The organism is Flavobacteriaceae bacterium GSB9, from assembly GCA_022749295.1.
In the GTDB taxonomy this organism is placed as follows: Bacteria; Bacteroidota; Bacteroidia; order Flavobacteriales; family Flavobacteriaceae; genus Flavisericum.
Genome location: CP062007.1, coordinates 1,529,822 through 1,556,178, shown reverse-complemented (window position 1 = coordinate 1,556,178; position 26,357 = coordinate 1,529,822). Strand labels below are relative to the sequence as shown.

25 protein-coding genes and 1 pseudogene are annotated in these 26,357 nt (G+C 36.9%); 9 read left to right on the top strand and 17 right to left on the bottom strand.

The window, feature by feature from the left end:
• Positions 1 to 113 precede the first annotated feature (113 nt).
• Positions 114 to 799, top strand: a pseudogene (gene aqpZ, locus GSB9_03280) (aquaporin Z).
• An 84-nt stretch (positions 800 to 883) separates the two neighbouring features.
• On the opposite strand, the gene GSB9_01340 reads toward aqpZ, so the two are convergent.
• From GSB9_01340 to GSB9_01337, 4 genes are all read right to left on the bottom strand, one after another.
• The gene (locus GSB9_01340; GenBank protein ID UKM64783.1) at positions 884 to 1,672 is read right to left on the bottom strand and encodes an anti-sigma factor; all 789 of its coding nucleotides are present in this window, start codon (positions 1,670 to 1,672) and stop codon (positions 884 to 886) included.
• Positions 1,673 to 1,680: 8 nt separating this feature from the next.
• Positions 1,681 to 2,214 (bottom strand): RNA polymerase sigma factor, encoded by a 534-nt coding sequence (locus GSB9_01339; protein UKM64782.1) that lies wholly within the window; start codon positions 2,212 to 2,214, stop codon positions 1,681 to 1,683.
• Positions 2,215 to 2,280: 66 nt separating this feature from the next.
• Complete coding sequence (murB, locus tag GSB9_01338) at positions 2,281 to 3,294, bottom strand: UDP-N-acetylmuramate dehydrogenase (protein UKM64781.1); 1,014 nt, start codon at positions 3,292 to 3,294, stop codon at positions 2,281 to 2,283.
• Positions 3,294 to 4,484, bottom strand: a complete 1,191-nt coding sequence (locus tag GSB9_01337; protein UKM64780.1) for a pyridoxal phosphate-dependent aminotransferase — start codon at positions 4,482 to 4,484, stop codon at positions 3,294 to 3,296. Before GSB9_01337 ends, murB begins: the two co-directional genes overlap by 1 nt.
• 121 nt (positions 4,485 to 4,605) lie before the next feature.
• Between GSB9_01337 and GSB9_01336 the strand changes: the two genes are divergently transcribed.
• Complete coding sequence (locus GSB9_01336) at positions 4,606 to 5,931, top strand: PDZ domain-containing protein (protein UKM64779.1); 1,326 nt, start codon at positions 4,606 to 4,608, stop codon at positions 5,929 to 5,931.
• Between the two features lie 66 nt (positions 5,932 to 5,997).
• On the opposite strand, the gene GSB9_01335 is transcribed toward GSB9_01336, so the two are convergent.
• Positions 5,998 to 6,414, bottom strand: a complete 417-nt coding sequence (locus GSB9_01335) for a DUF1573 domain-containing protein (GenBank protein ID UKM64778.1) — start codon at positions 6,412 to 6,414, stop codon at positions 5,998 to 6,000.
• Between the two features lie 284 nt (positions 6,415 to 6,698).
• On the opposite strand from GSB9_01335, the gene GSB9_01334 reads away from it, so the two are divergent.
• On the top strand, positions 6,699 to 9,332 hold the full coding sequence (locus GSB9_01334; protein UKM64777.1) for a valine--tRNA ligase: 2,634 nt from the start codon (positions 6,699 to 6,701) through the stop codon (positions 9,330 to 9,332).
• Positions 9,333 to 9,450: 118 nt separating this feature from the next.
• On the opposite strand, the gene GSB9_01333 is transcribed toward GSB9_01334, so the two are convergent.
• From GSB9_01333 to rsfS, 7 genes are all read right to left on the bottom strand, one after another.
• Entirely contained in the window at positions 9,451 to 10,845 is a 1,395-nt protein-coding gene (locus GSB9_01333) for an amidohydrolase family protein (protein UKM64776.1), read from the bottom strand.
• Between the two features lie 104 nt (positions 10,846 to 10,949).
• On the bottom strand, positions 10,950 to 11,216 hold the full coding sequence (locus tag GSB9_01332) for an acyl-CoA-binding protein (protein ID UKM64775.1): 267 nt from the start codon (positions 11,214 to 11,216) through the stop codon (positions 10,950 to 10,952).
• Positions 11,216 to 11,866 (bottom strand): phosphatidylserine decarboxylase family protein, encoded by a 651-nt coding sequence (locus GSB9_01331; protein ID UKM64774.1) that lies wholly within the window; start codon positions 11,864 to 11,866, stop codon positions 11,216 to 11,218. The genes GSB9_01332 and GSB9_01331 overlap by 1 nt, the downstream gene beginning before the upstream one ends.
• Positions 11,856 to 12,677 carry a phosphatidate cytidylyltransferase gene (locus GSB9_01330; GenBank protein UKM64773.1) on the bottom strand — a complete coding sequence of 274 codons (822 nt, stop codon included), beginning with the start codon at positions 12,675 to 12,677 and terminating at the stop codon, positions 11,856 to 11,858. The genes GSB9_01331 and GSB9_01330 overlap by 11 nt, the downstream gene beginning before the upstream one ends.
• Position 12,678: 1 nt before the next feature.
• Positions 12,679 to 13,287 carry a lactate utilization protein gene (locus GSB9_01329; protein ID UKM64772.1) on the bottom strand — a complete coding sequence of 203 codons (609 nt, stop codon included), beginning with the start codon at positions 13,285 to 13,287 and terminating at the stop codon, positions 12,679 to 12,681.
• Positions 13,288 to 13,503: 216 nt separating this feature from the next.
• Entirely contained in the window at positions 13,504 to 15,489 is a 1,986-nt protein-coding gene (ftsH, locus tag GSB9_01328) for an ATP-dependent zinc metalloprotease FtsH (GenBank protein ID UKM64771.1), read from the bottom strand.
• A 9-nt stretch (positions 15,490 to 15,498) separates the two neighbouring features.
• Positions 15,499 to 15,870, bottom strand: a complete 372-nt coding sequence (gene rsfS, locus GSB9_01327) for a ribosome silencing factor (GenBank protein ID UKM64770.1) — start codon at positions 15,868 to 15,870, stop codon at positions 15,499 to 15,501.
• A 93-nt stretch (positions 15,871 to 15,963) separates the two neighbouring features.
• Here rsfS and GSB9_01326 point away from each other — a divergent pair, with 93 nt between their 5' ends.
• Positions 15,964 to 16,695 (top strand): biotin--[acetyl-CoA-carboxylase] ligase, encoded by a 732-nt coding sequence (locus tag GSB9_01326; protein UKM64769.1) that lies wholly within the window; start codon positions 15,964 to 15,966, stop codon positions 16,693 to 16,695.
• Here GSB9_01326 and GSB9_01325 read toward each other — a convergent pair.
• A complete protein-coding gene (locus GSB9_01325; GenBank protein UKM64768.1) occupies positions 16,692 to 17,087 on the bottom strand; it encodes an SRPBCC family protein in 396 nt (131 codons plus the stop codon). The two genes, GSB9_01326 and GSB9_01325, sit on opposite strands and share 4 nt — an antisense overlap.
• A 95-nt stretch (positions 17,088 to 17,182) precedes the next feature.
• Complete coding sequence (gene pyrE / locus GSB9_01324; GenBank protein UKM64767.2) at positions 17,183 to 17,827, bottom strand: orotate phosphoribosyltransferase; 645 nt, start codon at positions 17,825 to 17,827, stop codon at positions 17,183 to 17,185.
• Between the two features lie 136 nt (positions 17,828 to 17,963).
• Between pyrE and GSB9_01323 the strand changes: the two genes are divergently transcribed.
• Both GSB9_01323 and GSB9_01322 read left to right on the top strand, forming a co-directional pair.
• On the top strand, positions 17,964 to 18,545 hold the full coding sequence (locus GSB9_01323; GenBank protein ID UKM64766.1) for an NUDIX domain-containing protein: 582 nt from the start codon (positions 17,964 to 17,966) through the stop codon (positions 18,543 to 18,545).
• A 149-nt stretch (positions 18,546 to 18,694) separates the two neighbouring features.
• Complete coding sequence (locus GSB9_01322) at positions 18,695 to 20,362, top strand: SulP family inorganic anion transporter (protein UKM64765.1); 1,668 nt, start codon at positions 18,695 to 18,697, stop codon at positions 20,360 to 20,362.
• 167 nt (positions 20,363 to 20,529) lie between these two features.
• On the opposite strand, the gene coaD is transcribed toward GSB9_01322, so the two are convergent.
• Complete coding sequence (gene coaD, locus GSB9_01321) at positions 20,530 to 20,988, bottom strand: pantetheine-phosphate adenylyltransferase (GenBank protein ID UKM64764.1); 459 nt, start codon at positions 20,986 to 20,988, stop codon at positions 20,530 to 20,532.
• Between the two features lie 159 nt (positions 20,989 to 21,147).
• On the bottom strand, positions 21,148 to 22,128 hold the full coding sequence (locus tag GSB9_01320; protein ID UKM64763.1) for a D-alanine--D-alanine ligase: 981 nt from the start codon (positions 22,126 to 22,128) through the stop codon (positions 21,148 to 21,150).
• Positions 22,129 to 22,307: 179 nt separating this feature from the next.
• Between GSB9_01320 and GSB9_01319 the strand changes: the two genes are divergently transcribed.
• Together GSB9_01319 and GSB9_01318 are read left to right on the top strand one after the other, a co-directional pair.
• Entirely contained in the window at positions 22,308 to 22,868 is a 561-nt protein-coding gene (locus tag GSB9_01319; GenBank protein UKM64762.1) for a PASTA domain-containing protein, read from the top strand.
• Complete coding sequence (locus tag GSB9_01318; protein UKM64761.1) at positions 22,868 to 23,911, top strand: RluA family pseudouridine synthase; 1,044 nt, start codon at positions 22,868 to 22,870, stop codon at positions 23,909 to 23,911. Before GSB9_01319 ends, GSB9_01318 begins: the two co-directional genes overlap by 1 nt.
• A 19-nt stretch (positions 23,912 to 23,930) precedes the next feature.
• Here the strand turns inward: GSB9_01318 and pepT are convergent, their stop codons facing one another.
• A complete protein-coding gene (gene pepT / locus GSB9_01317) occupies positions 23,931 to 25,178 on the bottom strand; it encodes a peptidase T (protein UKM64760.1) in 1,248 nt (415 codons plus the stop codon).
• Positions 25,179 to 25,323: 145 nt separating this feature from the next.
• Between pepT and GSB9_01316 the strand changes: the two genes are divergently transcribed.
• A complete protein-coding gene (locus GSB9_01316) occupies positions 25,324 to 26,355 on the top strand; it encodes a quinone-dependent dihydroorotate dehydrogenase (GenBank protein ID UKM64759.1) in 1,032 nt (343 codons plus the stop codon).
• The last annotated feature ends 2 nt before the right edge of the window (positions 26,356 to 26,357 follow it).

The window sequence follows — 26,357 nt, the reverse complement described above, 5'->3', positions numbered from 1 at the left end:
TTTTGAATATAAATTTTTAACAGAACGTGTTGAAATAGAAATTGTGACGAATTTTTTGTTTATGTGTCTAAAAATTAACAACTTATATTTAATTGATGCTAAACTAATCAATTATGAAAAAATTATTTGCAGAGTTTTTCGGGGCGTTTTGGCTTGTTTTTGGCGGTTGTGGTAGTGCCATTTTGCCGCAGGTTATCCCGATTTGGGCATTGGATTTGTTGGGGGTGCCTTAGCTTTTGGTCTTACGGTATTAACCATGTTTATGCCGTTGGGCATATTTCTGGCGCACACTTCAATCCTGCAGTGTCAATTGGTCTTTGGGCTGGCGGTAAATTTCCGGACAAGGATGTAATTGGCTATATTGTAGCAACAGCTTGTCAGGGCTTTTGTATCTGCTTCAGTCCTGTATCTTATTGTTTTGGGTAAATCTGATTTTGTTGATATTGGTGGCTTTGCGGCCAATGGCTATGGCGAACTGTCGCCGGGAGGGTATGGCATGGTATCTGTTTTAATTACAAAATTTGTACTTACGATGCTATTTCTGCTTATTATTTTAGGGAGTACTTATCCCAAAGCCCCTGAGGGTTTTGCTGGTATTGCCATTGGTTTAGCGCTTACATTAATCCATTTAATAAGTATTACTATTTCAAATACTTCTGTTAACCCGGCGCGTTCTACAAGTCAGGCTTTATTTGCCGGAGGGGAGTTTATGGGGTAACTTTGGTTGTTTTGGGTAGCACCCATTGCTGGCGCCTTAGTAGCTGGTTTTATCCATAAATCTTTATTTTCAAAAGAATAAAGTTACCTTTTTTTTAAATTGCAAAAGCCTCATAGCAATTTGCTATGAGGCTTTTATGTCACTATGTTTTAAGTAATTTATCTTCTATTGCAAATCAATTTCTGCTACCGAATTTTCGGTGGAAGCAACGTTGTTGCCGCCTTTGGGTTCAATGGTAATATTTAAACCAAGCGCATCTTCCATATACGGGATGTTTCTCAATTTTCGGTCTGCTTTGTTTAAAATACCTAAACTTACCATTTTGCCTTGGAGTTCTGCCCAAATTTGGTAACACTGCTCTTCGGGTAACTCTGGTAAGGATACTACATCAATCATCGAGGTTTTTTCTTTGGCGTTAATGTAGGCTACGGTTTGAAGGTCTTTTGCCCTTTCGTTCCCTTTAATGATATATTTTTCGGTTTCAGGATTGTTGAGCTTTAAAAGTTGACGCATAACATTATCGAGCATTTCGTTGTTTTTGGCAATGTCTCCGCGTAAATCAAAAATTTCATCAACAACCACTTGGTTTTCTCTTTTCAATTTTTGGGTTTGATTGAAAAACATATACGACGTTCCAGCAAAAACTAAGGCCGCTATACTTGCAGCTATACTTAGTTTGTACCATTTTTTGTACTTGCGTTTTGTTTCTAATTTAACAACGGGTTGGTCGTCAAGTTCATCCAAAATGTTATTTAAGATGTCTTTGGGGGCTTCAACAGCGTTGGCTTTTGCAACTACTTCAAGATTATATTGAAGGGTATTGTAAGCATGCTGTACTTCTGGGTATTTTGAAATATAAGACTCCACTTGTTCTGTTTCGGCAGAAGAAGTTTCACCTAATAGATATTTTTCTAATAGGCCAGAATTTAAAAAAGTAGTTATTTTCGCATTCATGACGTTTTTTATTGAGGATTGTAGATTTTTTTTAATTCCCGCAATCCAATTTTTAATCTCGATTTTATGGTTCCCAACGGAATATCCAGTTCGTCGCTAGCTTCTTGCTGGGTCATGCCTTCAAAAAAGAGGGCGTTTAATACTATTTGGTATTTCTCATCTAAACTTTTTAGGTGTTTTTTTATGTCTAAAACATCCTGATTTAACTCACTGGAGTTTAATTTATATACGTTAGAAGTTTCTATTTGGACTTCTTTGCCACTTTTGTTTTTTTGTGATCTAACTTTATCAATGGCAGAGTTATAGGCAATACGATAAAGCCAAGTGAAAAGTTTAGCTTTGTTAGGGTCGTATTTTTTTGAATACCGCCAAATTTTTACAAAACTTTCCTGAAGGACGTCTTGAGCAGTGTCTTCGTCTGAAATAACTTTTTGGATAACACCGAAAAGAGCATCAGCATAATATTCGTACAATAGCTTGATGGCTCTTTTATCGCCATTTTGAAGCAGGGAAACTATTTCTTTTTCAATTGCTGATATCAATGTCAGTCAGTTTAGTGTTTGATTAGAATGGTTCGTAAAAATCAAAGTTAGACATTTCTTTTGAAATTATAGGATGTTAACTTCAGCCTCAATTGAAATGTCGAAGATACGTTTTACAGTGCCTTGTATAAGTTTTGAAAGTTTTAATATGTTGTTGCCGTTTGCACCACCGTAATTAACCAGTACTAAAGCTTGTTTTTTATGGACACCATAATTGCCAAAACGCTTTCCTTTGAAGCCTGCTTTTTCAATAAGCCAACCTGCGGGTACTTTTACTTCATTTTCAGATACGCGGTAAGAGGGGGCATCATTGAAATTTTTCAGCAATTTTTCAAAATGTTGATTTGAAATCACAGGATTTTTAAAAAAACTACCGCTGTTTCCAATTTCTTTGGGGTTGGGTAATTTGCTTTCACGAATGGCGATAACGGCACTTGAAATATCTTTTATAGTGGGGGTGTTAACACCGTTTTTTTCCAGTTCAGTAGTTATGGTGCCATAGTTCACATTTAAGTTGTGATTGCGTTTTGTAAGTTTAAAATTTACGCTTGTAATAATGTACTTTCCTTTGGCTTCCTGCTTAAAAATGGAGTCTCTATACCCAAATCTACACTCGGTTTTGGTAAAAGTTTTTAACTTTTTGGTGTCTAAAGCAATGGCTTCACAGCTATCAAAAACATCTTTAAGTTCAACACCATAAGCGCCAATATTTTGTATTGGAGCGGTGCCAACATTACCGGGAATTAAAGACAAATTTTCAACTCCTCCAAGATTGTTATTGATGCACCAAAGAACAAATTCGTGCCAGTTTTCTCCGGCTGCTGCTTTTACGGTAACAAAATCATCGTTTTCTGCAATAATCTCAATGCTTTTAAAGTTTATGTGGATTACTAGACCATCAAAGTTTTTAGTGAGCAATATGTTACTGCCTCCGCCTAAAACAAGTCTTTTAGCATAGTTTTTTGAACTTAGTACCTCATGGAGTTCGGCAATATTTTTAACCGAAACAAAGTACTTGGCCATAACATCTATGCCAAATGTATTGTAGGGTTTTAATGATGTGTTATGTTCAATTTGCACTAGTTTGGGTAAACTTTTAAAGCTTCTTTTAAAATATGAACAGCCCTTACCAAGCTTTCTTTATTAAGTACGTATGCGATTCGAATTTGGTTTAAACCCTCGCCAGGTGTTGAATAAAAACCATTAGCAGGTGCCACCATAATGGTTTCCCCATCAACATCAAAATGCTCTAATAGCCATTGCGCAAAATCGTCTGCGTTTTCAATGGGCAATTCAGCAATGCAATAAAAGGCACCTTGCGGTTTGGCTACTTTAACACCTTCAATTTTTTTAAGTTCGGCAATTAAGGTATCACGTCGTTCAGCGTACTCCTCGATAACGTCATCAAAATAACTTTGAGGGGTGTCTAAGGCCGCTTCGCTAGCTATTTGGGCATAGGTGGGCGGACTCAATCGCGCTTGTGCAAACTTTAATGCTGTTTGCAATAGTGTTTTGTTTTTTGATACTAGGCAGCCAACACGGGCACCGCACATGCTGTATCGTTTTGAAACCGAATCTATAATTACGGCATGTTCGTCTATGCCTTCAACTTGCATAATGGAGTAATGTGTTTTTCCGTCGTAAACAAACTCTCTGTACACTTCATCAGCAACTAAAAACAAATCGTGTTTTATAGCTAAAGCGGCAAGTTGTTCAATTTCTTCCTTGGAATAAAGGTAACCCGTTGGGTTTCCTGGGTTACAAATTAAAATGGCCTTTGTTTTTGGCGTAATTAATTTCTCGAACGTTTCAATAGACGGTAACGCGAAATTGTCGTCTATATTACAAATTGCAGGAACCACTTTTACACCAGAAGCCGTTGAAAACGCAATATAGTTGGCGTAAAAAGGTTCAGAAATAATCACTTCGTCATCAGGGTCCATAATGCTGCTAAACAAAAAAAGCAAGGCTTCACTGGCCCCGGTAGTTACAATAATGTCATTGCGAGATACTTCAATTTGATGTCTTTTAAAGTATTTTGCCAATTTCTCTCGATATTCATCAGAGCCTTCTGATCTAGAATACGATAAAATCTCTATATCGTTCTGTTTTACTGCATTTAAGGCTACTTCGGGAGTTTTTATGTCGGGTTGTCCAATGTTTAGGTAATAGATGTGCTTTCCATTTTCGATGGCTTGTTCGGCATACGGAACAAGCTTACGAATTGGTGAAGCAGGCATATCATGGCCTTTTTGTGAAATACTTGGCATTAAAAACTGTTTTTAGGCTGCAAAGTTGAGAAAATTATCTTAAAGTTTTTTTAAAAATGAGCTCTAAATTGTTGAGCTGCACTAAAGATTTGTAAATTGAAGTAACCTTTATAATGTATTGATGACCTTTCGATTAACTGGTATACTTTTGTTTTTGTGTTTAGGCCTATTCGGCTTTTCGCAAAGCAAGTTTATTATAGAGAATAAAAAAGGGGCAGATAAAATTAGGTTTAAGTTAATTAACAATTTGGTCGTAGTGCCCGTTGAAGTTAATGGTGTCGAACTTTCGTTTTTGTTGGATACCGGAGTTAGTAAACCCATTATATTTAATTTTTTAAACGTTTCAGATACTTTAAATATCAAGGAAACCGAAACTATTTTTTTAAGAGGGTTGGGCGAAGGTAAAATGGTTGAAGCACTAAAATCAAAAAACAATGTTTTTAAGATAGGCGAAGCCATTAAATTAAACCAGGATTTGTATGCCATTTTTAATGCTGATTTAGACTTGTCGCCTAGGCTGGGCATTCCCATTCACGGAATAGTAGGCTTTGATTTGTTTCGCGACTTAGTGGTTGAAATTAATTATTCTACACAACGTATTCGGTTAACCGAGCCAAAAAAGTATAAGAATAAAAAATGTCGAAAATGTGAAACCTTTAATTTGGAGTTTTATAACGGAAAGCCTTATGTAAATGCCGAAGTTCAAATTAAAGGAAAAAACATTCCGGTTAAATTATTGATAGATTCTGGAGGGAGTGATGCGCTTTGGCTATTTGAAAATGATAAATTAGGCATTGAGTCGGGTGATAAGTATTTCTATGATTTTTTGGGTTATGGACTCAATGGTAGTGTTTATGGCAAGCGTTCTAAAGTTGAAAAGTTATCTTTAAAAAACTTTGAATTGAAACGTGCCAACGTAGCTTACCCAGATTCGTCATCGGTAATCTTTGCGCAACAAATAAGTAATAGGAACGGTAGTTTGTCCGGAAATATTTTAAAACGCTTCAATGTAGTTTTTAATTACCAAAAGGCTATGTTGAGGTTAAAGAAAAACAAATTCTTTAGGCAGGGTTTTACTTATAACAAGTCGGGAATTGAGTTGGCACACGATGGGATAAGGTTTGTAAAAGAGCCAGAGGCCAAGGGGCTCAAGCCACGTGAAAATATGGAAAACAGAACAAAAATTATACTAGATACTCAGTATAAATTATCCTTAAAACCAGCATATGGCATTGTAGAGATTAGAAAAGGCTCGCCTGCGGAACAGGCTGGCTTGCGAATAGGCGATATAATAATAAGTATTAATGGTAAGCAAACGTTTCAATATTCATTGCAGGAAATTATGCAAATGTTTCATGACGATACCGGAAAAAGAATAAAATTAAGGGTGGAAAGAAAAGGAAACCCGCTAAATTTTACTTTTGTTTTAAAGGATTTGTTCGATTAGTTCACGATAAAAAAAATGGACTTGAATTTATACTCAAGCCCATTTGAAATTATAATTATTTCGTGTTTATTGCTGTACAACACTTTTACCTTTTTTCTCTAAGATGCTTTCTTTACTGGGGTCAATAACTTCACCTTTAATTTTTAAAGCGACCGTAGGAGTTTCTGCGTTAGAAATTACAGTAATTGTTTTTCTAATAGGATTCACCCTGTTGGTGTCGTATTTCACTTCAATTTCACCTGTTTTGCCCGGTAGAATAGGGTCTTTAGGTTTTTTAGGAATAGTACATCCACAACTTGAAGTTACTTTTGAAATAATTAACGGTTCATCACCTGTATTGGTAAATTCAAACGTTCTTACACCATTCGAGCCCTTTTCGATGGTACCGTAATCGATGGTTTCAGATTTAAATTCAATTTTAGCTTGAGCATTAACAGCAAAACTGATTAATCCGATAAATAAAATTGTAATTAATTGTTTCATGGTTTCGTTTTTTATAGTTCAATTTTAGATTTTTGCACGCTATTTTAGTGCTAAAATCCACTTTATTTTCAACTTGATTCTAATTCAAACATACTTACTTTTTCCACAATCAGCAAAAATATTGGACAAAATGCATGTTATTTAACAGGTTCAAGCTATTTACGCTTTCATTTTTCACCTCTAGAAAGCCTAATAATTGCTACATTATTAAGTTTATATAGTTTTTGTAAAAAAAGAAATATAAGTACTTTTGCAGACTAAATGTTCAAAAACTATTCCAAAGCATGCAAATCCCATCAAAATATGATGCAAGTCAGGTAGAAAACAAGTGGTATAACTATTGGATGGCCCATAATTATTTCCATTCTGAACCCGACGAAAGAGAGCCTTATACCATAGTAATTCCACCACCTAACGTAACGGGAGTGTTACATATGGGGCACATGCTTAACAATACTATACAAGATGTTTTGGTGCGTCGTGCGCGTTTACTGGGTAAAAATGCCTGTTGGGTGCCGGGTACCGATCATGCTTCTATTGCTACAGAGGCAAAAGTGGTTGCCAAATTAAAAGAGCAGGGTATCGATAAAAACGATTTAACCCGTGATGAGTTTTTAAAGCACGCTTGGGATTGGACACACGAATACGGCGGTGTTATTCTAGAACAACTTAAAAAATTAGGCTGCTCTTGCGATTGGGACCGTACAAAGTTCACCATGGATGATGCCATGAGCGAATCGGTTATAAAAGTTTTCATTGATTTATATAACAAAGGTCTAATTTATCGCGGCTACCGCATGGTAAATTGGGATCCAGAGGCCAAAACAACCCTGTCTGACGAAGAGGTTATTTATGAAGAGCGCCAGGGTAGCTTATATTATCTAAATTATAAAATTGAAGGTAGTGACGACACGCTAACTATAGCTACCACAAGACCAGAAACCATTTTTGGTGATACCGCTATTTGTATTAACCCTAACGACGAGCGCTTTACGCATTTAAAGGGTAAAAAGGCTATTGTGCCGATTTGCGGACGTGTAATTCCTATCATTGAAGACGAATATGTAGATGTTGAGTTTGGTACAGGGTGTTTAAAGGTAACACCGGCGCACGATGAAAATGACAAAAATCTTGGTGATAAACACCATTTGGAAGTGGTTGATATTTTTAACGATGATGCTTCGTTAAACAGCTATGGACTGCATTACGAAGGAAAAGACCGTTTTGTAGTGCGCAAGGAAATTGTTGCCGAACTTGAAGCTAACGGACAATTGGTTAAAACCGAAACGCACGTTAACAAAGTTGGAACTTCCGAAAGGACTAAAGCCGTTATCGAACCACGATTGAGCGATCAATGGTTCCTTAAAATGGAAGATTTGGTAAAGCCCGCAATTGATGCGGTTTTAAAAACCGACGATATTAAGTTGTTTCCTAAGAAGTTTGAAAGCACCTATAAACACTGGATGGAAAACATTCGTGATTGGAATATTTCACGTCAGTTGATGTGGGGGCAACAAATCCCAGCATATTATTATGGTGATGGAAAAGAAGATTTTGTTGTGGCAGAAACCGCCGAAAAGGCACTAGAACTTGCCAAACAAAAAACTAACAACGACCAACTAACCGCTAGCGATTTGCGTCAAGATAGAGATGCGCTCGATACGTGGTTTTCGTCGTGGTTGTGGCCTATGAGCGTTTTTGATGGTATTAACCATCCCGAAAACGACGATATTAAATACTATTACCCAACTAACGATTTGGTTACTGGGCCCGATATTTTATTCTTTTGGGTAGCCCGTATGATTGTTGCCGGCTACGAATACAGAGGTGAAAAACCATTTGAAAATGTGTATTTAACCGGGTTGGTGCGCGATAAACAACGTCGGAAAATGAGTAAATCCTTAGGAAACTCGCCCGATGCCTTAAAACTGATTGAAGAATACGGTGCCGATGGCGTTCGTGTGGGCTTGTTGTTGAGTTCGGCAGCTGGTAACGATTTGTTGTTCGATGAAGCCCTTTGCCAGCAAGGTAAAGGTTTTGCTAATAAAATTTGGAACGCTTTTAGATTGATAAAAGGTTGGGAAATTGACGAAACCATTCCGCAACCCGAAACGGCAAAAGTAGGGCTAGAATGGTATCAAGCCAAGTTCCAAAAGGCATTGGCCGACATTGAAGACCACTTTAACAAATACCGATTGAGCGATGCCTTGATGGCCACCTATAAACTAATCATGGACGATTTTTCGTCATGGTTGTTGGAAATTATCAAACCAGCCTACCAAAAGCCTATCGATGCCAAAACCTATAAGGAGGTTATCGATGCTTTTGAAAACAACCTGAAAATATTGCATCCGTTTATGCCATTTTTGACTGAAGAAATATGGCAATATATTATAGAAAGAACACCAGAGGAAGCCTTAATTGTTGCGCAATGGCCAGAGAAAAAGGAAATCAACCAAACGTTGATTACTGAGTTTGAATTTGCTTCGGAAGTGATTTCAGGTATTAGAAACATTAGAAAACAAAAGAACATAGCCTTTAAAGAAGCTGTAGGGTTTTCGGTAATCAATAATGAAAATACCAATATTACTTTTGATGATATTATTGCTAAACTTGGTAATTTAGAAGCTATAGATTATGTGACGGAAGCTATTGAAGGCGCATTGACGTTTAGGATAAAATCCAATGAATATTTTATACCTATGGCTGGTGCTATTGATGTGGAAGCTGAAATTAAAAAATTAACAGACGAGCTGAACTACACCGAGGGCTTCTTAAAATCAGTACAAAAGAAATTGGCTAACGAACGTTTTGTAGCTGGAGCACCCGAGCAAGTAGTAAATGCCGAAAAGAAAAAAGAAGCTGATGCCTTAGCTAAAATTGAAACGTTAAAGGCGAGTTTGGCGAGTTTGGGGTAATGTTTGAGCGAGTGTTCGTTTAACGCTCAACTAAAATGAGTATACGTCCCAGTTGCTAGATGCACCGAAGTTTTCTTTTTGCATTACACTTTCAAATAGCTCTGTTCGCATATTCATTTTAGTGTTGGTTATCCTCTTTGTTTTTAAACCATGACTCTTCGCTTAATGGACCCAATTTTCCTTCACATGATTTTAATAATTCTTTCGTGTCGTAGACTTTTCCATGTTTTATTACTGTATGGACATTACGTGTATTGTAAATATCATCTAGGGGATTGCCCTTAATAATCATAAGATCACCAAATTTACCCACCGCTATGCTTCCTTGTTTATCACTTATTCTCATAGCTTTTGCGCTATTTAAACTTGCGATTTTAACTACTTCGTGATTAGGAATGCCTATTTCTGACATCATGGCCATTTCACGATGAGTATTAAAACCAGGCGTCTTGAATACCCAGAGGAAATCCAAACCGAGGGGTCCATCGGTTCCCATAGAGATGAGACCTCCACGGTCATAATAGCGTTTTAACAACACTTTACTCTTATCATAAAACTGCTGTCTCTTTGGACTCCACCTCTCGGGATTACCTTCAACTATTGATTGAGCATATGGTGACCAGTATTTCTTTTCGTCTGTCCAGTATTGTAACCATTGGTCTTCACTTTTTGTAAAGCCTCCAATAACTGATAGGGTAGAGTTGAAATAAATGTTGTGATCGATAAATAGATCTATTGTTTTGTCAATTTTTGAATCTGATAATACCAGATCTGCAACTTCCCTATAGGCACTTGCTTCTTTTTTCAGTGCGGAACCTCCAATAAAATGCTCAAGACGATCGATACCCATGGGAATCGCAATATCAGAACTTACTTCAGGGAATTTTATATGACTAATATGTCCGGTGACTGTTAAGTCATGCATATGAGCCCTTTCTATTAATGCTTTTAAATGCATTTCGCTGATGTCTCGTGCCTTGAACCCATCGACTCCCTTCGAAGCCCATTCATCAACAATAGCATAAATATCTGATTCGGTGTAATCTTCTCTCCAATTTGGTGCTTGATCACCAAAATAGGGACCTGAATTTAGTACTCTTGGCCCAACCGAAGTTCCTCTTGCCACATTTCGCTTGTATGCTAGCACCGCATCTGGATCTACCTCGCCGCAGGTATAAATGGTCGTAATCCCATTTGCGAGATAGAGTAAAGGGGTAATGGTAGTATCTTCCTTTGCTAAGTCTCCATAAACGACTTTCAAATGCGCGTGTAGATCAAATAAGCCAGGGAGTACATAATCGTCATCTCCTAAATTAACTCGAGGGATAGTCTTGTCATTACTTGCGGTGCCTATCGAATGAATCTTACCTGCTATTATCTGGAGCCCTGTATTTTTTACTGCATGGGTAGAATCGGGTAGGATAAGCCAACCACCTTCAATAATCAAGTTTTGAGCACCGAGATTAGAGGTGATTATTAGCCAAAAAAATATTAATAAAGATTTAAGTCTCATAGCTGTTGAGGATAACTTTAAGGATATGTGTCGTTTTAATGACTTATATACGTCGTTAAACGAAGGTAGATGAAATTTTTTACAAAGTCAAGTTTAAGTAAGCCTTACTCTCTGTATAAAAAGTAGTTATTCACCAATTCAATATACTTTTTTTTGGCTTCTTTTTCGGTAAGGCCTTTGGCTTGGAAGAGGGCGTTTGTTTTAAATGCGTTGATTATTGGCTTTTTACTCCGTGGCCTGCCATAATCGTTGGTTGCTTTTTTATAGTAGGCGTAGAGTTTTAAGAGCGTGTCAGCAGGAAATGGGTCGGTGTATGCGTTTACCCGATTTACGGCTTCTTCAAATTCTATGTCTAATTTCTTTTTAACCATTACATTTCAGCAATAATGGTTTCGCCACCACGAACCTTTTGGTTCAGTTTTACTTTTACGTTGGTATCAAGTGGTAAGAATACGTCTACGCGAGAGCCAAATTTTATAAATCCAGAATCGTTACCTTGCACGACTTTGTCGTTTAATTTAGCATAATTAACGATGCGTTTTGCCATGGCTCCTGCAATTTGCCTGTAAAGTATTTTTCCAAATGTTTCGTTTTCAACCACTACGGTAGTACGTTCGTTTTCTTCACTGGCTTTAGGGTGCCAAGCGACCAAATATTTTCCGGGGTGGTATTTGCTGAAAATAACATTGCCGCTTATAGGGTAACGCGTAACATGAACGTTGATAGGTGACATAAACACACTAACTTGTATGCGCTTTTCTTTAAAGTATTCTTTTTCAAAAACTTCTTCAATAACCACTACTTTGCCATCAACAGCCGATACGACTTTCTTGTGGTTTTGTAATGTAGAACGTTTGGGGTTTCTAAAAAATTGAAGAATGGCTATTAACAGTAAAATAAAAGCCACCATAACTACGGTGCGCACCCAACTTATGCTTATAAAACTGTCGGCCAATAGAACACCAGCAACAACAATAACAAGAGTGATAAATATAATCTTATGGCCTTCTTTATGAAACATAATGTAATAGTTTTAAAAATAAATAAATAAAAGGTGCTGCAAAAATGATGCTATCGAGCCTATCTAGCAGCCCGCCATGTCCAGGCATAATAATTCCGCTATCTTTTACTTTGGCTTGTCGTTTAAATTTGGACTCAATCAAATCGCCTAAAGTGCCAAAAACGCTAACAGTAATGCTTAATGCCAACCAACTGGTAAAACCCAAAGTGCCTGTAAAGGTAGCAATAAAATAGCTTGCCACGCAAGAGAAAAATAAGCCCCCTAAAAAGCCTTCAACTGTTTTTTTGGGTGAAATTTTTTGAAAAAGTTTTTGCTTGCCGAAGTTTTTGCCCACCAAAAATGCAAAGGAATCATTTACCCAAACGAGAATAAATGCCCCCAATAATATATTAGGGTTATAACTTTCATTAAAATTGGCTATTAAAACCAAAAATACAAAGGCACTTGAGAGGTAAAATGTGGTTAATAAATACCGTTTGGAACTGAAAAGCGGAATAGTTTTTTCTGAAAATAAATCCTTAATTAAAAATAGATTAACAAAAATTGAAAGCACCATAAGTATTTGGGTGGCTTCTGTCAAGCCAACCTCAGAATTCAGTACGGCTTGCCAATAACCAAAGATACCGTAGAGTATAACGAAGATTATGTAAGATATATAGCTTTTTAATTGGATAAGTTTATTAAACTCACTTAAACAGATTAACCCGAAGATGAAAAATAATGCTATGATGGCGTTTTCGAAAAACAGACAAATTAAAAGCAGTAAAACATACAGCACACCCGAAAGCGACCTTACAAGAATTTCTTTCATACTATAAATCTTCTAAAAGGAGTAGGTATAGGTCTTTGGCGCTACTGCCATAACTTAGAAAATCCTTCTCGTCATTTGATTTAAAGTGTTTAATGGTGGTAATGTTGGTAGGAATCTTTTGCCTGTTTTTTGATTTTATGCCACGAAGCCCTTCTCCTATATTTTCAACAATTTGACTAGTTGTAGCAAACACCACAAAGTTTGCCGGCAATTCGATGAGTTTTTTTTCAAATATCTGTTTTGATGAAATTAGAAGCGAACCATCGTTAGCTATTAAATTTTCGCAAGTAGTAAGAAAGAAGGTAGATTCACTTAACTTGTTGGTTGGAGCTATACTTGTATTTTTAAACTTGCTTTCTAGATTTTCATCTACCACTAAAGCTTTTTTATCCTCCCAATTATTTTCTGCAATGATGTTTTCTAAATTACTGTAAACTTCGTTTAGGTCTTCACAATAAAGGAATTTACCACCATTGGCTTTAAAGTTGATGGTAAACCTTTCGTCTATTGGAAGCTTTACTTCGGGCATGTATTTGCCCCTGTCTTCAGATTTAATTTCATCCTCAGACCGCTCTGATTTAGAACCAAAAAGTTTTCTAAAAAGGCTCATTTAATGATTTGCTATTAATCGTGATTAGAACGAGGTTTATCAAATATAAAAAATCTTAAACTAACCATGCGGCTAATTTAAGATTTTTACTCGACAATCGAGATTTATTGGCTGTGGCTTTAATGTTGTAAATAATTTGGGTTTTTTAAAATTTTATTTAAGGGTGCTACTAGCGTTTGCTAGTTAAAAACCTTAAAAAGTTTAGTTTTTTAATCCCTATTCTTCTTCGTCGCTTTTTTCTTTTTCTTTAATTTCTCGTTCTGTTTTGGCTACTATAGTTTCTTCTTTTTCAAAAGCACGTTTCCCAAAAATTTTCTCTAAATTATCTTTAAAAATAACCTCTTTTTCAAGCAGTACTTCAGCTAATTCAGTTAGTTTATCTTTGTTTTCTTCAAGCAATTTAACAGCACGGTCATATTGTTCTTCAATAATCCTAGAGATTTCTTTGTCTATGAGTTCGGCTGTTTCTTCACTGTATGGTTTTGTAAAACCGTATTCATTTTGCCCTGAAGAATCATAATAGGTTAAGTTACCTATTTTGTCGCTTAATCCATACATGGTCACCATGGCTCTGGCCTGTTTGGTCACTTTTTCTAGGTCGCTAAGTGCACCTGTAGAAATCTTATTGAAAATCACTTTTTCAGCGGCACGTCCACCAAGTGCCGCACACATTTCATCCAACATTTGTTCTGGATGAACAATTAAGCGTTCTTCTGGCAAATACCAAGCAGCTCCTAACGAACGACCACGCGGTACAATGGTTACTTTTACTAGTGGTGCAGCATGTTCGAGCATCCAGCTTACTGTAGCATGACCAGCTTCATGGTATGCTACCGCTTTTTTCTCACTTGGTGTTATAATTTTGTTTTTCTTTTCCAATCCGCCAATTATTCTATCAACGGCATCGAGGAAATCTTGTTTGTCGACTTGTTTTTTTCCATTTCGAGCTGCAATTAAAGCGGCTTCGTTACATACATTCGCAATATCGGCACCGGAAAAACCTGGGGTTTGTTTAGAAAGGAAATCTAAATCTAAATCTTTTGCTTTTTTTAGCGGTCTTAAATGCACTTCAAAAATTTCTTTTCGCTCGCGAACATCGGGTAAATCAACAAAAATTTGACGGTCGAAACGTCCTGCACGCATCAGTGCTTTATCTAAAATATCAGCCCTGTTGGTTGCCGCCAAAACAATGACATTGGTGTTGGTACCAAAACCGTCCATTTCGGTTAACAACTGGTTTAATGTATTTTCACGTTCGTCGTTACTACCGGACATCGCGTTTTTACCTCTGGCACGACCAATGGCATCAATTTCATCAATAAAGATGATGGATGGTGATTTTTCTTTAGCTTGTTTGAACAAATCGCGAACACGGGAAGCCCCCACACCAACAAACATTTCAACAAAATCGGAACCTGATAATGAAAAGAAAGGTACTTTAGCCTCACCAGCAACGGCTTTGGCTAATAAAGTTTTACCTGTTCCAGGAGGTCCTACAAGTAGTGCGCCTTTCGGTATTTTACCACCCAAAGTGGTATACTTTTCTGGGAATTTAAGAAAATCTACAATTTCCTGTACTTCTTCTTTGGCACCTTCAAGTCCAGCAACATCTTTAAAACTGGTTTTTACTTCGGTGTTTTGGTCGAACAGTTTCGCCTTAGATTTTCCGATGTTGAAAATCTGTCCGCCAGCACCACCACCTGCCGCACCAGACATACGACGCATAATAAATATCCAAACGGCTATTAGTAAAATGAATGGTAAAATGCCCATAAGCAAATTACCCCAGTCGTTGGTTTCTGTGTCAAACTTTATAACAGGTTTACTGTCCAGATTTTTTACAGTGTCGTTTAAGCGGTTTTCAAAGTTTTGAAGATCACCAAATTCAAATTTATAGTTTGGTAGTTCAGATGTAGACGGTAAAAACGTTTGTGGTTTAGATCCTCTATGTTCTTCTTTGGCCTCTGCTTCTTTAGTTAAATAAACCTTGGCTACTCGGGTGTTTTTAACAATGTCAACTTTAGCAACATCGCCCGCTTCTAGGTACTTAAAAAAATCAGAAGGGGTGGTCGAGTTACCATCTTGGTAGTCGCTACCACTAAATAGTTGAAACCCGAGAAAAATAGCTATAAGGATGCCATAAATCCAGTACGGACTGAATTTAGGCTTTTTGTCGTTTGTGTTTTTTTTATCGTTTGCCATTGCAATTTTTTAGTAGCTTGTTTCTATAGTTGTTGTTTTTGCGTCGCCCCAAAGGCTTTCAATATCGTAATATTCTCTTATGTGCTTTTGGAACACGTGCACCACAACGTTTACATAATCTATTAATACCCATTCGGCATTATCAGCACCTTCGGTATGCCAAGGGGTGTCTTTTAATTCTTTACTAACTTTTCTTTGGATGGAGTTAACAATGGCGTTTACCTGGGTGTTTGAAGTGCCTTCGCATATTATAAAGTAATCACAAACCGTGTTTTCAATTTCCCTTAAATCAAGAATACTAATTTCTTTTCCTTTAACGTCTTCAATTCCGCTTATTATTACCGATATGAGTTGGTCTGTGCTTATTTTTTCTTTCGCCATTAATTTTAATTAATTTGTGCAAAGTTATTATTTTTTTGGTTCTTTATACTTTAAAATAACCATAAGATTTATTAGCTGACAAATAACCTGCAAATGCGTATAATCAAACTTAATGCCACCGATTCCACAAACAGTTATTTACGAAATTTGTATAGTACCCAAAAACTGGAGGATTTTACTACGGTTATTACACGAAACCAAACCAATGGCCGTGGGCAAATGGGGACTGTTTGGGAATCACAAGCATCTAAAAACCTAACGTTTAGTGTGTTTAAGGACGTTTCCAAAAATGAATTAAAATCGCCTTTTTTTATAAGTATGGTTGCCGCTTTGGCCGTTGTAAATGCGTTAAAAGATTGTTCTCTGCCACGTTTAAGCATTAAATGGCCAAACGACATTTTGTCAGAACGCAAGAAGATATGTGGCATTTTAATTGAAAATGTCATAAAGCAAAGTAAATTAAATGCTTCTATTTTAGGTGTAGGCCTAAATGTAAATCAAACTGAATTTAAAGATTTACCTCAGGCGTCGTCATTAAAATGTATTTCAGGGCAACATTATAATACCGATGAAATAGCCTTGTATATTTTGAAACAATTACAGCATTATTTTTCGCTGTTGGAGAAAGGTAAATACGAATTAATTAAAAAAGAATACGAAAGTCTTCTGTTTAGAAAAAATAAACCTTCGACATTTAAAGATGCTGAAGGCGCGTTGTTTTCGGGTTTTATAGAAGGCATTGCCGATAATGGAAGCCTTATGGTTTTGCTCGAGGATAATGTAATTAAGGCATTTAGCTTAAAAGAAATTACATTAATGTATTAAATTGCTTTTGGTATACCAGTAGCCAAAGTTTCAATAAATTTTGTGATGGGCTTTTTGATCATCATGGCCATCATGGGGTTAAAATCTCCAGAAAATTCTAACTGAACATTACTGGAATTCTCTTCTTTTTCAGTAATATGGCTTATAAGCGAAAAATCTATTTTTCCGCCAGCTGCACCAAAAACAATTTTATTGGGGGCAATAACCTCTTTCTTTTTCAGCGTGATTTCGGGCATGCCAGATAATGCGAAAATAAAAGTATCATCACTTAACACTTCAAATTTGCTGATGTTTTCGGGCATTAAAGATTCAAAGTTTTTAATATCGCTTAAAAAATTAAATACTTCTGCTTGGGTTTTACCAACACTAACTTTAGGTGATTCTAAATTCATTTTGTTGTTTCTGTTTTTTTTAAAATCTGTTAAGTTCAAAAAAGTTGCTTTAACCAGTTGAGGTGTTAACAACTCAAATAACTTTAAGTTTTATATCAATTAGCGTTCCATTCATTGGGGTTGGCATTCCATTCAGATAAAGTTTTAAGTTCTTTTTCTGAAATGTAATTGGTTTCTAAAGCCTGTTCAAGTAAATTTTCATAATTGCTTAGAGTGTGCAACAAAACGTGTTCTTTTTCAAAGTTTTCGGCAGCAACATTAAATCCGTAAGTAAAAATGGCCACCATGCCTTTAACGTTTATACCTGCTTCCTTTAACGCTTTCACTGCATTCAAACTACTTTTACCGGTGCTAATAAGGTCTTCAACAACCACTACATTTTGACCGCTTTCAGCAAAACCTTCAATTTGGTTTTTACGTCCATGCCCTTTAGCTTCAGGACGAACATATATAAAAGGTAAACCTAAATATTCGGCAACCAACATGCCTATGCCAATAGCGCCTGTAGCAACACCGGCAATGGCATCAGGCTTACCGTACTGTCGCTCTATGTGTTTGCCCATGGTTTCGCGAATATAATTGCGAATAGGCGGGAAAGATAAAACTATCCGGTTATCGCAATAAATAGGAGATTTCCAGCCCGATGCCCAAGTGAACGGGGTTTTCGGATTGAGTTTTATGGCGTTAATCTGCAATAAAACCTCGGCTGTTTTTTTTGCGGTTTCTTTGTTAAAAATCATAGCAACAAAATTAAACATAAATTTAATTTTACCGTAGCGACAAGGTTGAATAAAAAATATTTTTTTTCAACAATTTCAAGATTGCCTTTAAAAATTGATATTTTTACCATGTTGAATTAGATAACAATCATGCTCTATGCTTAAAGTTTTTGTTGGAGACAAACCTATTGTTTTAACAACTGTGGTTGAAAAGGAAACAAACTTTAAAAACTATTTACTTAAAACGGTAAATCTTAAAAAAGTTATAAGGAAACTGAATAAAGGACAGTTTGAAGAAGTTCGGCTCATACATAAAAACGGGGATAAACTACTAAAGAAGTTTTTAAAAAAGTTGCCTAATGTGGTCGCTGGTGGTGGTAAGGTTTACAATAACCAAGGTGATGTTTTGTTTATTTACAGAAATGATAAATGGGATTTGCCTAAAGGAAAAGCCGAAAAGAAAGAATCGATAGAAGAAACCGCCATTCGTGAAGTTACCGAGGAGACAGGGGTTAATGGGTTGAAAATTACAAAACCTTTGGATACAACTTACCATATTTTTAAGCGTAACGGACGCTACAAAATAAAAATAACCCATTGGTTTGAAATGAAAACCACGTTTGCTGGCAAACTTAATGGTCAAGAAGACGAAGGTATTACAAAAGTGGAATGGCTCAATAATTCACAGATAGAAAAGGCTCTTGAAAATTCTTATGCCAACATAAGGGCCTTGGTTTAGCTGTTTTTTCATAATCCTCTGATAATCAATTTATAACTCGTTCTGTGATATTTTCTAAAACGTTATAGTAAACTTTAGGTTAAATCTAAAGGGTTTCCATTGTATGTGTACAATTTAAACGTAAATTTGCACCTTCAAAAAAAAGAACCATGACTGATTTTGTAAGAAAGATTACTCCCAACGCCAAAGACGACGTTTTAGCAGGCATTACAACGTCTTTAGCAATGATTCCAGAAGTTGTAGCCTTTGCTTTCGTAGCTCAAATAGATCCTTTGGTAGCGCTCTCAGGTGCTTTTATTATCGGTTTGATTACTGCTATTTTTGGTGGTCGTCCTGGACTGATATCGGGAGCCGCTGGAGCAGTGGCAGTTATATTTGTGCATTTAATTTCTGAAGGTCATACCAGAGGTATGTTGTTTGACCAGCCTATTGAGAACATGGGTTACTTTTACCTTCTTGCAGCGGTTATTTTAATGGGCATTTTTCAAATTCTTGCTGGTGTGTTTAAGCTCGGTCGGTTTGTACGGTTAATTCCGCATCCGGTAATGCTGGGCTTTGTAAACGGGCTGGCGATAGTTATTTTCATGGCCCAAGTACGTATGTTTTCGCACAAAGAGTTAAATGTTACTGCCGAAGGCGTAAAAGAATATATCAACATACCCATGCAAGGCACAGAACTTTATGTTATGTTAGGGCTTGTGCTTTTAACCATGGGCATTATTTGGTTGTTGCCAAAAATTACAACTAAACTCCCTGCGGCTTTAACGGCTATTCTTATTACTACTGCCGTTGTGGTGTTTGGCGGATTGGACGTTAGTACCGTAGGCTCCTACATTGTCGAAGGCGGTGGTACGGGGCTTAAAGGCGAATTCCCCACGCCAAATTTAGAACTGTGGCAAAACTTACCCATAAACCTAGATACCCTTAAGTTTATTCTGCCTTATGCGTTTTTAGCGGCGTCGGTAGGATTAATTGAATCGTTAATGACCATGAATTTGGTTGACGAACTCACCGAAACCCGAGGTAACGGAAACCGCGAATGTATTGCGCAAGGTGCGGGAAATATGGTTAGCGGACTTTTTGGAGGTACCGGAGGTTGTGGTATGATTGGACAAACCGTTATTAACATCAATGCTGGTGGACGCGGACGTCTATCTGGAATTATGATGGCGGTAACCTTGTTGACCTTTATTCTTTTTACCGATAAATATATTGAGCAAGTACCTATTGCGGCACTTGTTGGGGTTATGTTTATGATGGTTATCGAAACCTTTGCATGGTCTAGTTTTAGGATTATAAGAAAGATACCTCTAGCTGATGCAGTGGTATTGGTAATCGTATCGGCCGTTACAGTAATTTACGATTTGGCCATTGCCGTTTTTGTTGGTGTTATTATTTCTGCTTTAGTGTTCGCATGGGAAAATGCTAAGAAAATTAGAGCTAGAAAACGTTTTTCTGATGATGGTAAAACCAAAACATACGAAATTTGGGGCCCCTTGTTTTTCGGTTCTATACAAGCGTTTAATGAAAAGTTTGATGTGAAAAACGACCCCGATAACGTGGTGATAGATTTTGTGGAGTCGCGAATAAGCGACCATTCTGCTTTGGAGGCAATTTTCAATTTGGTAAACAAATATGAAGAGGAAGGCAAAAAAATAAGGTTAAAGCACCTTAGTAAAGATTGTAAAGTTTTGCTCTATAAAGCGAGTCCGAAATTTAGAGAAGTTATTATTGAAGATGTAGATGACCCACGTTACCATTTAGCGGAAAATCCTGAGGAATTCCCAAAACCGCTTTCTGAATATAAATTCTTTTAAAAGCAACAGGTTTCATATTACACATGTCTGACACTTGTTAAATGAGTACGTGGTTTTTAGGGTTTATATTTGAAGAGATTTCATAATTAACAACTTGATTTCTAAAAATGCCTTCGCTTTTTTTCAGAATGAAAATTTTTGGGAAGGGCACTTTTTGCCTAAAGATGTTAATTTTTAACGCGAACACTTTCTGGTACCAGTTTGGTGTAATCACCATTATTTCTAATAACATCGCGCACAATAGAAGAGGCAATGTACGAGGTTTTCGAAGAGGTTAAGAGAAAAACCGTTTCAATTTCCGATAGGCTTCTGTTGGTGTGGGCAATGGCTTTTTCAAACTCGAAATCTGCAGGGTTTCGCAATCCACGTAAAATAAAGTCTACACCAATTTTTTTGCAAAAATCCACCGTTAGGCCTTCATAAGTTACCACTGTAACCTTAGGCTCGTCTTTAAACGCTTCCTTAATAAAATTTTGGCGTTCTTCAAGAGAAAACATATATTTTTTCTCGGCATTCACACCAATGGCCACAATAATTTCATCAAAAACGGTAATACCGCGTTTTATAATATCGTAGTGCCCTAATGTAATGGGGTCAAAAGATCCCGGAAATAATGCTCGTTTCATGACTCTGTCATTCCTGCGAAGGCAGGAATCTGTTAAAATTTAGCAACTCATTCTAAGTGGATTCCTGCCTTCGCAGGAATGACAACTTATCTCAAAGATACTGTTTTATTAGTTTATTAATATTTTCACATATATTTTTTTGAGTTTCTTAGGAGGGGGTTAAGGGTTGCTATTTAAAGCTTCTTCAATGGCGTTTTCAAACAAATCACTAAGGCTTATGCCAGCAGCCGCAGCTTGTTGGGGCAGTATGCTTTCTTTGGTTAATCCCGGTACTGTATTCACCTCCAATAAATGAGGTTCGCCGTTTTTAAAGATGAATTCACTTCGGCTAAATCCCTTCATTTTTAATATTTCATATATTTTTTTTGCTTCTGCGGTCACTTTTTCCTCTTGTTCTTTTGGTAGTCGTGCCGGTGTTATTTCCTGTGATTTTCCTTGGTACTTGGCTTCATAATCAAAAAAGTCATTTTCAGAAACAATTTCGGTGATGGGCAAAACTTTGATTTCTCCTTTATAAGTGATAACACCTACCGAAACTTCGGTGCCTTCCAAAAATGATTCTATAATAATTTCATCATCCTCTCTAAACGCCACATTAATAGCATCTAGTAAATCTTCCTTTTTGTGTACTTTACTAACCCCAAAACTACTGCCCGCCTTATTGGCCTTTACAAAGCAAGGCAGGCCAACTTTTTCTATAATTTGACCTTTATCAACGGTGTCGCCTAGGTTCAAATAAAATGATTGTGCCGTTTTTATGCCATAAGGTTTTAGGGTGCTCAGCAGGTCACGTTTGTTAAAAGTTAAAGCCGCTTGGTACATACTACAACTGGTTTGCGGCAGTTTTAAAAGTTTAAAGTACGCTTGCATAAAACCATCTTCGCCCGGTGAACCGTGTATGGCATTAAATACGCAGTCGAATTTAATTTTATAGTTGTCTACATTTATTGAAAAATCATTCTTATCAATAGGGTATTCAGTGTCGTCATCGTCTACATAAACCCATTTGTCTTTAAAGATATGAATACGGTAACCCTTGTATTTTGTAGTGTCTAGGGTGTCGTAAACTACGTTTCCACTTTTAAGCGATATTTGGTATTCGCTGGAATAGCCACCCATAATTATGGCAATGTTTTTCATCTTCAGTATGTTGTTAATTTCGCAAAAACGAAAACCTATAGTTAAAACTCAAAAATCCGTAACAAACAATAAAACGTATTTGTTTATAGTTAGTAATAGGTCGAGCTAAAATATCATATAAATTGCAAAAGAAAAAACAGTTCGGTTTTTATATATTTGCCTAATCGAAAATTCATTAAATGAGTGCACTTAAATTCCTTACCAGTAAAACCTTTTTGAAACAAATTTTATTGGCGGTAGTGGCCATAGCTGTTATCTGTTTTTTTATGTTGAAATGGTTAAATATCACTACAAACCATGGTACTTTTGAAACCGTACCGGATTTAACCGGAAAGTCTATTGGGGTGGCCGAAATTGAGCTGGAACAGAATAATTTAGTAATGAAAATACAGGATTCTGCGAATTATAACCCCGATTACCCAAGGTTTGCCGTTATTGAGCAAGATCCAAAAGCAGGGTCTCAGGTGAAAGAAAATCGAAAAATATATATTACCCTGAACCCATCCGGGTACCGAAAAATTAGAGTGCCAGATGGACTTATAGATAAAACTTTTAGGCAAGTAAAACCAACTTTGGAGGCGTTGGGTTTTAAGGTTGGAAAAATTACGCACGAAGATAATATCGCAAAAGATATGGTGCTTAAATTGTTTCATGATGGCACAATGGTTAACACCGGAGACAAACTACCCAAGACCTCGGTGATTGATTTGGTGTTAGGTAACGGAAACAGACCACAATAATGGACGATCACACACCACAATTGCCCAACGATGATAACGATGACCTTTATGAGCACTATGCGTTTACCGTAGAAAAAGGGCAAAAACCTCTTCGTATTGATAAATACCTTATGAATTTTGTTGAAAATGCTACTCGAAACAAAATTCAAGAAGCCGCTAAAGACGGAAGTATTTTTGTAAACGGTACGCCCGTAAAATCTAATTATAAGGTAAAGCCAAATGATCAAATACGAGTACTATTTGCGCATCCGCCTCACGAAAATTTATTGGTTGGAGAAGATATAGACATTGATGTAGTTTATGAAGACGACCAGCTTTTGGTTGTTAATAAACCTGCTGGCATGGTTGTTCATCCTGGACATGGTAATTATTCGGGTACTTTGATAAATGCATTAATTTACCGTTTTGATAACCTGCCCAACAATTTCAGTGAACGTCCTGGTTTGGTGCATCGTATAGATAAAGATACTAGCGGACTTTTAGTTGTGGCAAAAACCGAGCATGCAATGAACCATTTATCGTTGCAGTTTGCTGAAAAAACTAGTGAACGTGAATATGTAGCTTTGGTTTGGGGTAATGTTACGGAAGATGAAGGCACAGTTGAGGGCAATATAGGCCGTCACCCTAAAAACCGACTACAAAACACCGTGTTTTTAGGCGATGAAGCTGATAAAGGTAAACCTGCCGTCACGCACTATAAAGTTTTAGAGCGCTTAGGGTATGTTACATTGGTGTCATGTAAATTGGAAACTGGACGCACCCACCAAATTCGGGTGCATATGAAACACATAGGCCATACGCTCTTTAACGATGAACGCTACGGTGGAGATAAAATATTAAAAGGAACCACTTTTACCAAGTACAAGCAGTTTGTTGAAAATTGTTTTAAAGTATTGCCACGCCAAGCGCTGCACGCTAAAACATTGGGATTTACGCACCCTAAGACCAACGAGTTTATGAGTTTTGATACTCCGATTCCAGATGATATGCAGGAGTGTATTGAAAAATGGCGAAATTATGCCAAGCATCAGGGTGTGGAGTGATTGTAAGCGTTAATGTTAGTTATTTTTCAAACGTTTTAATAGCCGTCAACTCCGAAATTTTACAAATTACCTCTGTGGCCTTTATCATGCTTTCAACGGGAACATATTCATAACGCCCATGGAAGTTGTGTCCGCCAGCAAAAATATTGGGACATGGCAAGCCCATATAACTTAATTGCGAACCGTCGGTACCGCCACGAATAGCTTTGATAATAGGCTCCACATCAACGGCTTTCATGGCTTCTTCGGCGATATCCACAATATGCATCACAGGTTCAATTTTTTCACGCATGTTAAAATATTGCTCCTTGATTTCGGTAGTGATCACTTTGCGGCCGTATTGGGAGTTTAGTTCATTGGTGAGCTTTGTCATAACCTCTTTTCTGGCTTCAAAATGTTTTTTGTCGTGGTCGCGGATAATATATTGCAAGGTCGTTTCCTCAACATGCCCTTCCATATTGTGCAAATGGAAAAACCCTTGATACCCTTCGGTATGTTCCGGTGTTTCCATTCTTGGTAACGAATTGATAAATTCGGTAGCTATGTACATCGAGTTCACCATTTTACCCTTGGCATATCCCGGGTGTACAATTTTACCTTTTATTTTTACCACGGCACTGGCGGCGTTAAAATTTTCGTATTCCAATTCACCAATTTGGCTGCCGTCCATAGTGTAAGCCCACTCGGCTCCAAATTGTTCAACATCAAATTTATGGGCGCCACGGCCAATTTCTTCATCGGGAGTAAAACCTACTCTAATTTTTCCATGTTTAATTTCAGGATGGTTAATTAAATACTCCATGGCCGAAATAATCTCGCAAATGCCTGCTTTATCGTCGGCACCTAAAAGCGTGTTGCCATCAGTCGTAATTAGGGTCTGGCCTTTGTATTGTAGTAAATCTTCAAAATAATCGGGCGATAATATAATTTTGCCTTCCCGGTTTAAAATAATGTCTTCACCGTCATAATTTTCAATGATTTTTGGTTTAACATTCGCTCCGGTAAAATCGGGAGAGGTGTCAAAATGTGATATAAAACCAATGGTGGGTACATCGTGGTCTACATTGCTTGGCAGCGTGGCCATAATGTAGGCGTTTTTGTCTATCGAAACATCTTTCATGCCAATAGCTTTAAGCTCTTCGGTGAGTTTAATAGCCAAATCCCACTGCTTTTCTGTGCTTGGAGTGGTTTCAGAATTGGGGTCCGATTCTGTGTCAACAGTAACGTAACTAATAAATCGTTTTATAATGTGTTCTTTTGAAATCATTTAAATGGAATTTAAGTGTTTAAAAGCAACCGTTTCGCTGAAATTATTAATAGCATTTAATGGCTCTAAAATACGATTATAAATTTTTTCGGCTTCGGAATTGGCTGATTTTTTAATAAGGCGTATTTTTGCACAAATCATACCGATGTACAAAAGCATTCTTCGTCCACTATTTTTTTCGTTCGATCCAGAAAAGATTCATCATTTTACATTTTCATTAATAAAATTCACCTCTAAAATCCCCGGATTTAAAAGTGTTTTTAGAAGTCTTTATCTAGTTGAAGATAAAAAACTGGAGCGTAAACTTTTTGGTTTGAATTTTAAAAACCCCGTGGGATTGGCTGCCGGATTCGATAAAAATGCGGTGCTTTACAACGAGTTGGAAAACTTTGGTTTTGGTTTTATAGAAATAGGGACTGTTACCCCAAAAGCCCAACCTGGAAACCCTAAAAAGAGGCTGTTTAGATTAAAGGACGATCAAGGCATCATCAACCGAATGGGGTTTAATAACGCCGGTGTTGATGCAGCTATTGCTCAGTTAAAAAAACGAAAAGGAAATCTAATAATAGGTGGTAATATTGGGAAAAATACCCAAACTAAACCAGAAGATTATACCAAAGATTATTTGGAGTGTTTTAATGCACTGCACCCCTATGTAGATTATTTTGTACTGAATGTAAGTTGTCCAAATGTGGGCAGCCACGCTAAGTTGAACGATAAAGATTATTTGGAAGATTTGATTGTGACTGCACAAAAGGCCAATAAAACGTTTGAAAAGCAAAAGCCTATTTTATTAAAAATTGCACCAGATTTAAACGATACCCAGCTAGATGAAATTGTGGATTTAGTGATGTCAACTAAATTGGATGGTGTAATAGCCAGTAATACATCTACAGATAGAAGTGGTTTAAAAGTTCCAAAAGAACGACTTGAAGAAATTGGTAATGGCGGGTTAAGTGGACAGCCCATTAAAGAAAAAAGTACGCGTGTTATCAAATATCTTGCAGGGAAAAGTAACAAAGCGTTTCCAATTATTGGTGTGGGCGGTATTCACTCTGCTGAAGATGCCTTAGAAAAAATTGAAGCTGGTGCCGATTTAATTCAGATTTATACTGGTTTTATTTACGAAGGCCCTAGCTTGGTGAAACAAATAAACAAAGCCTTACTTAAAAAATAACG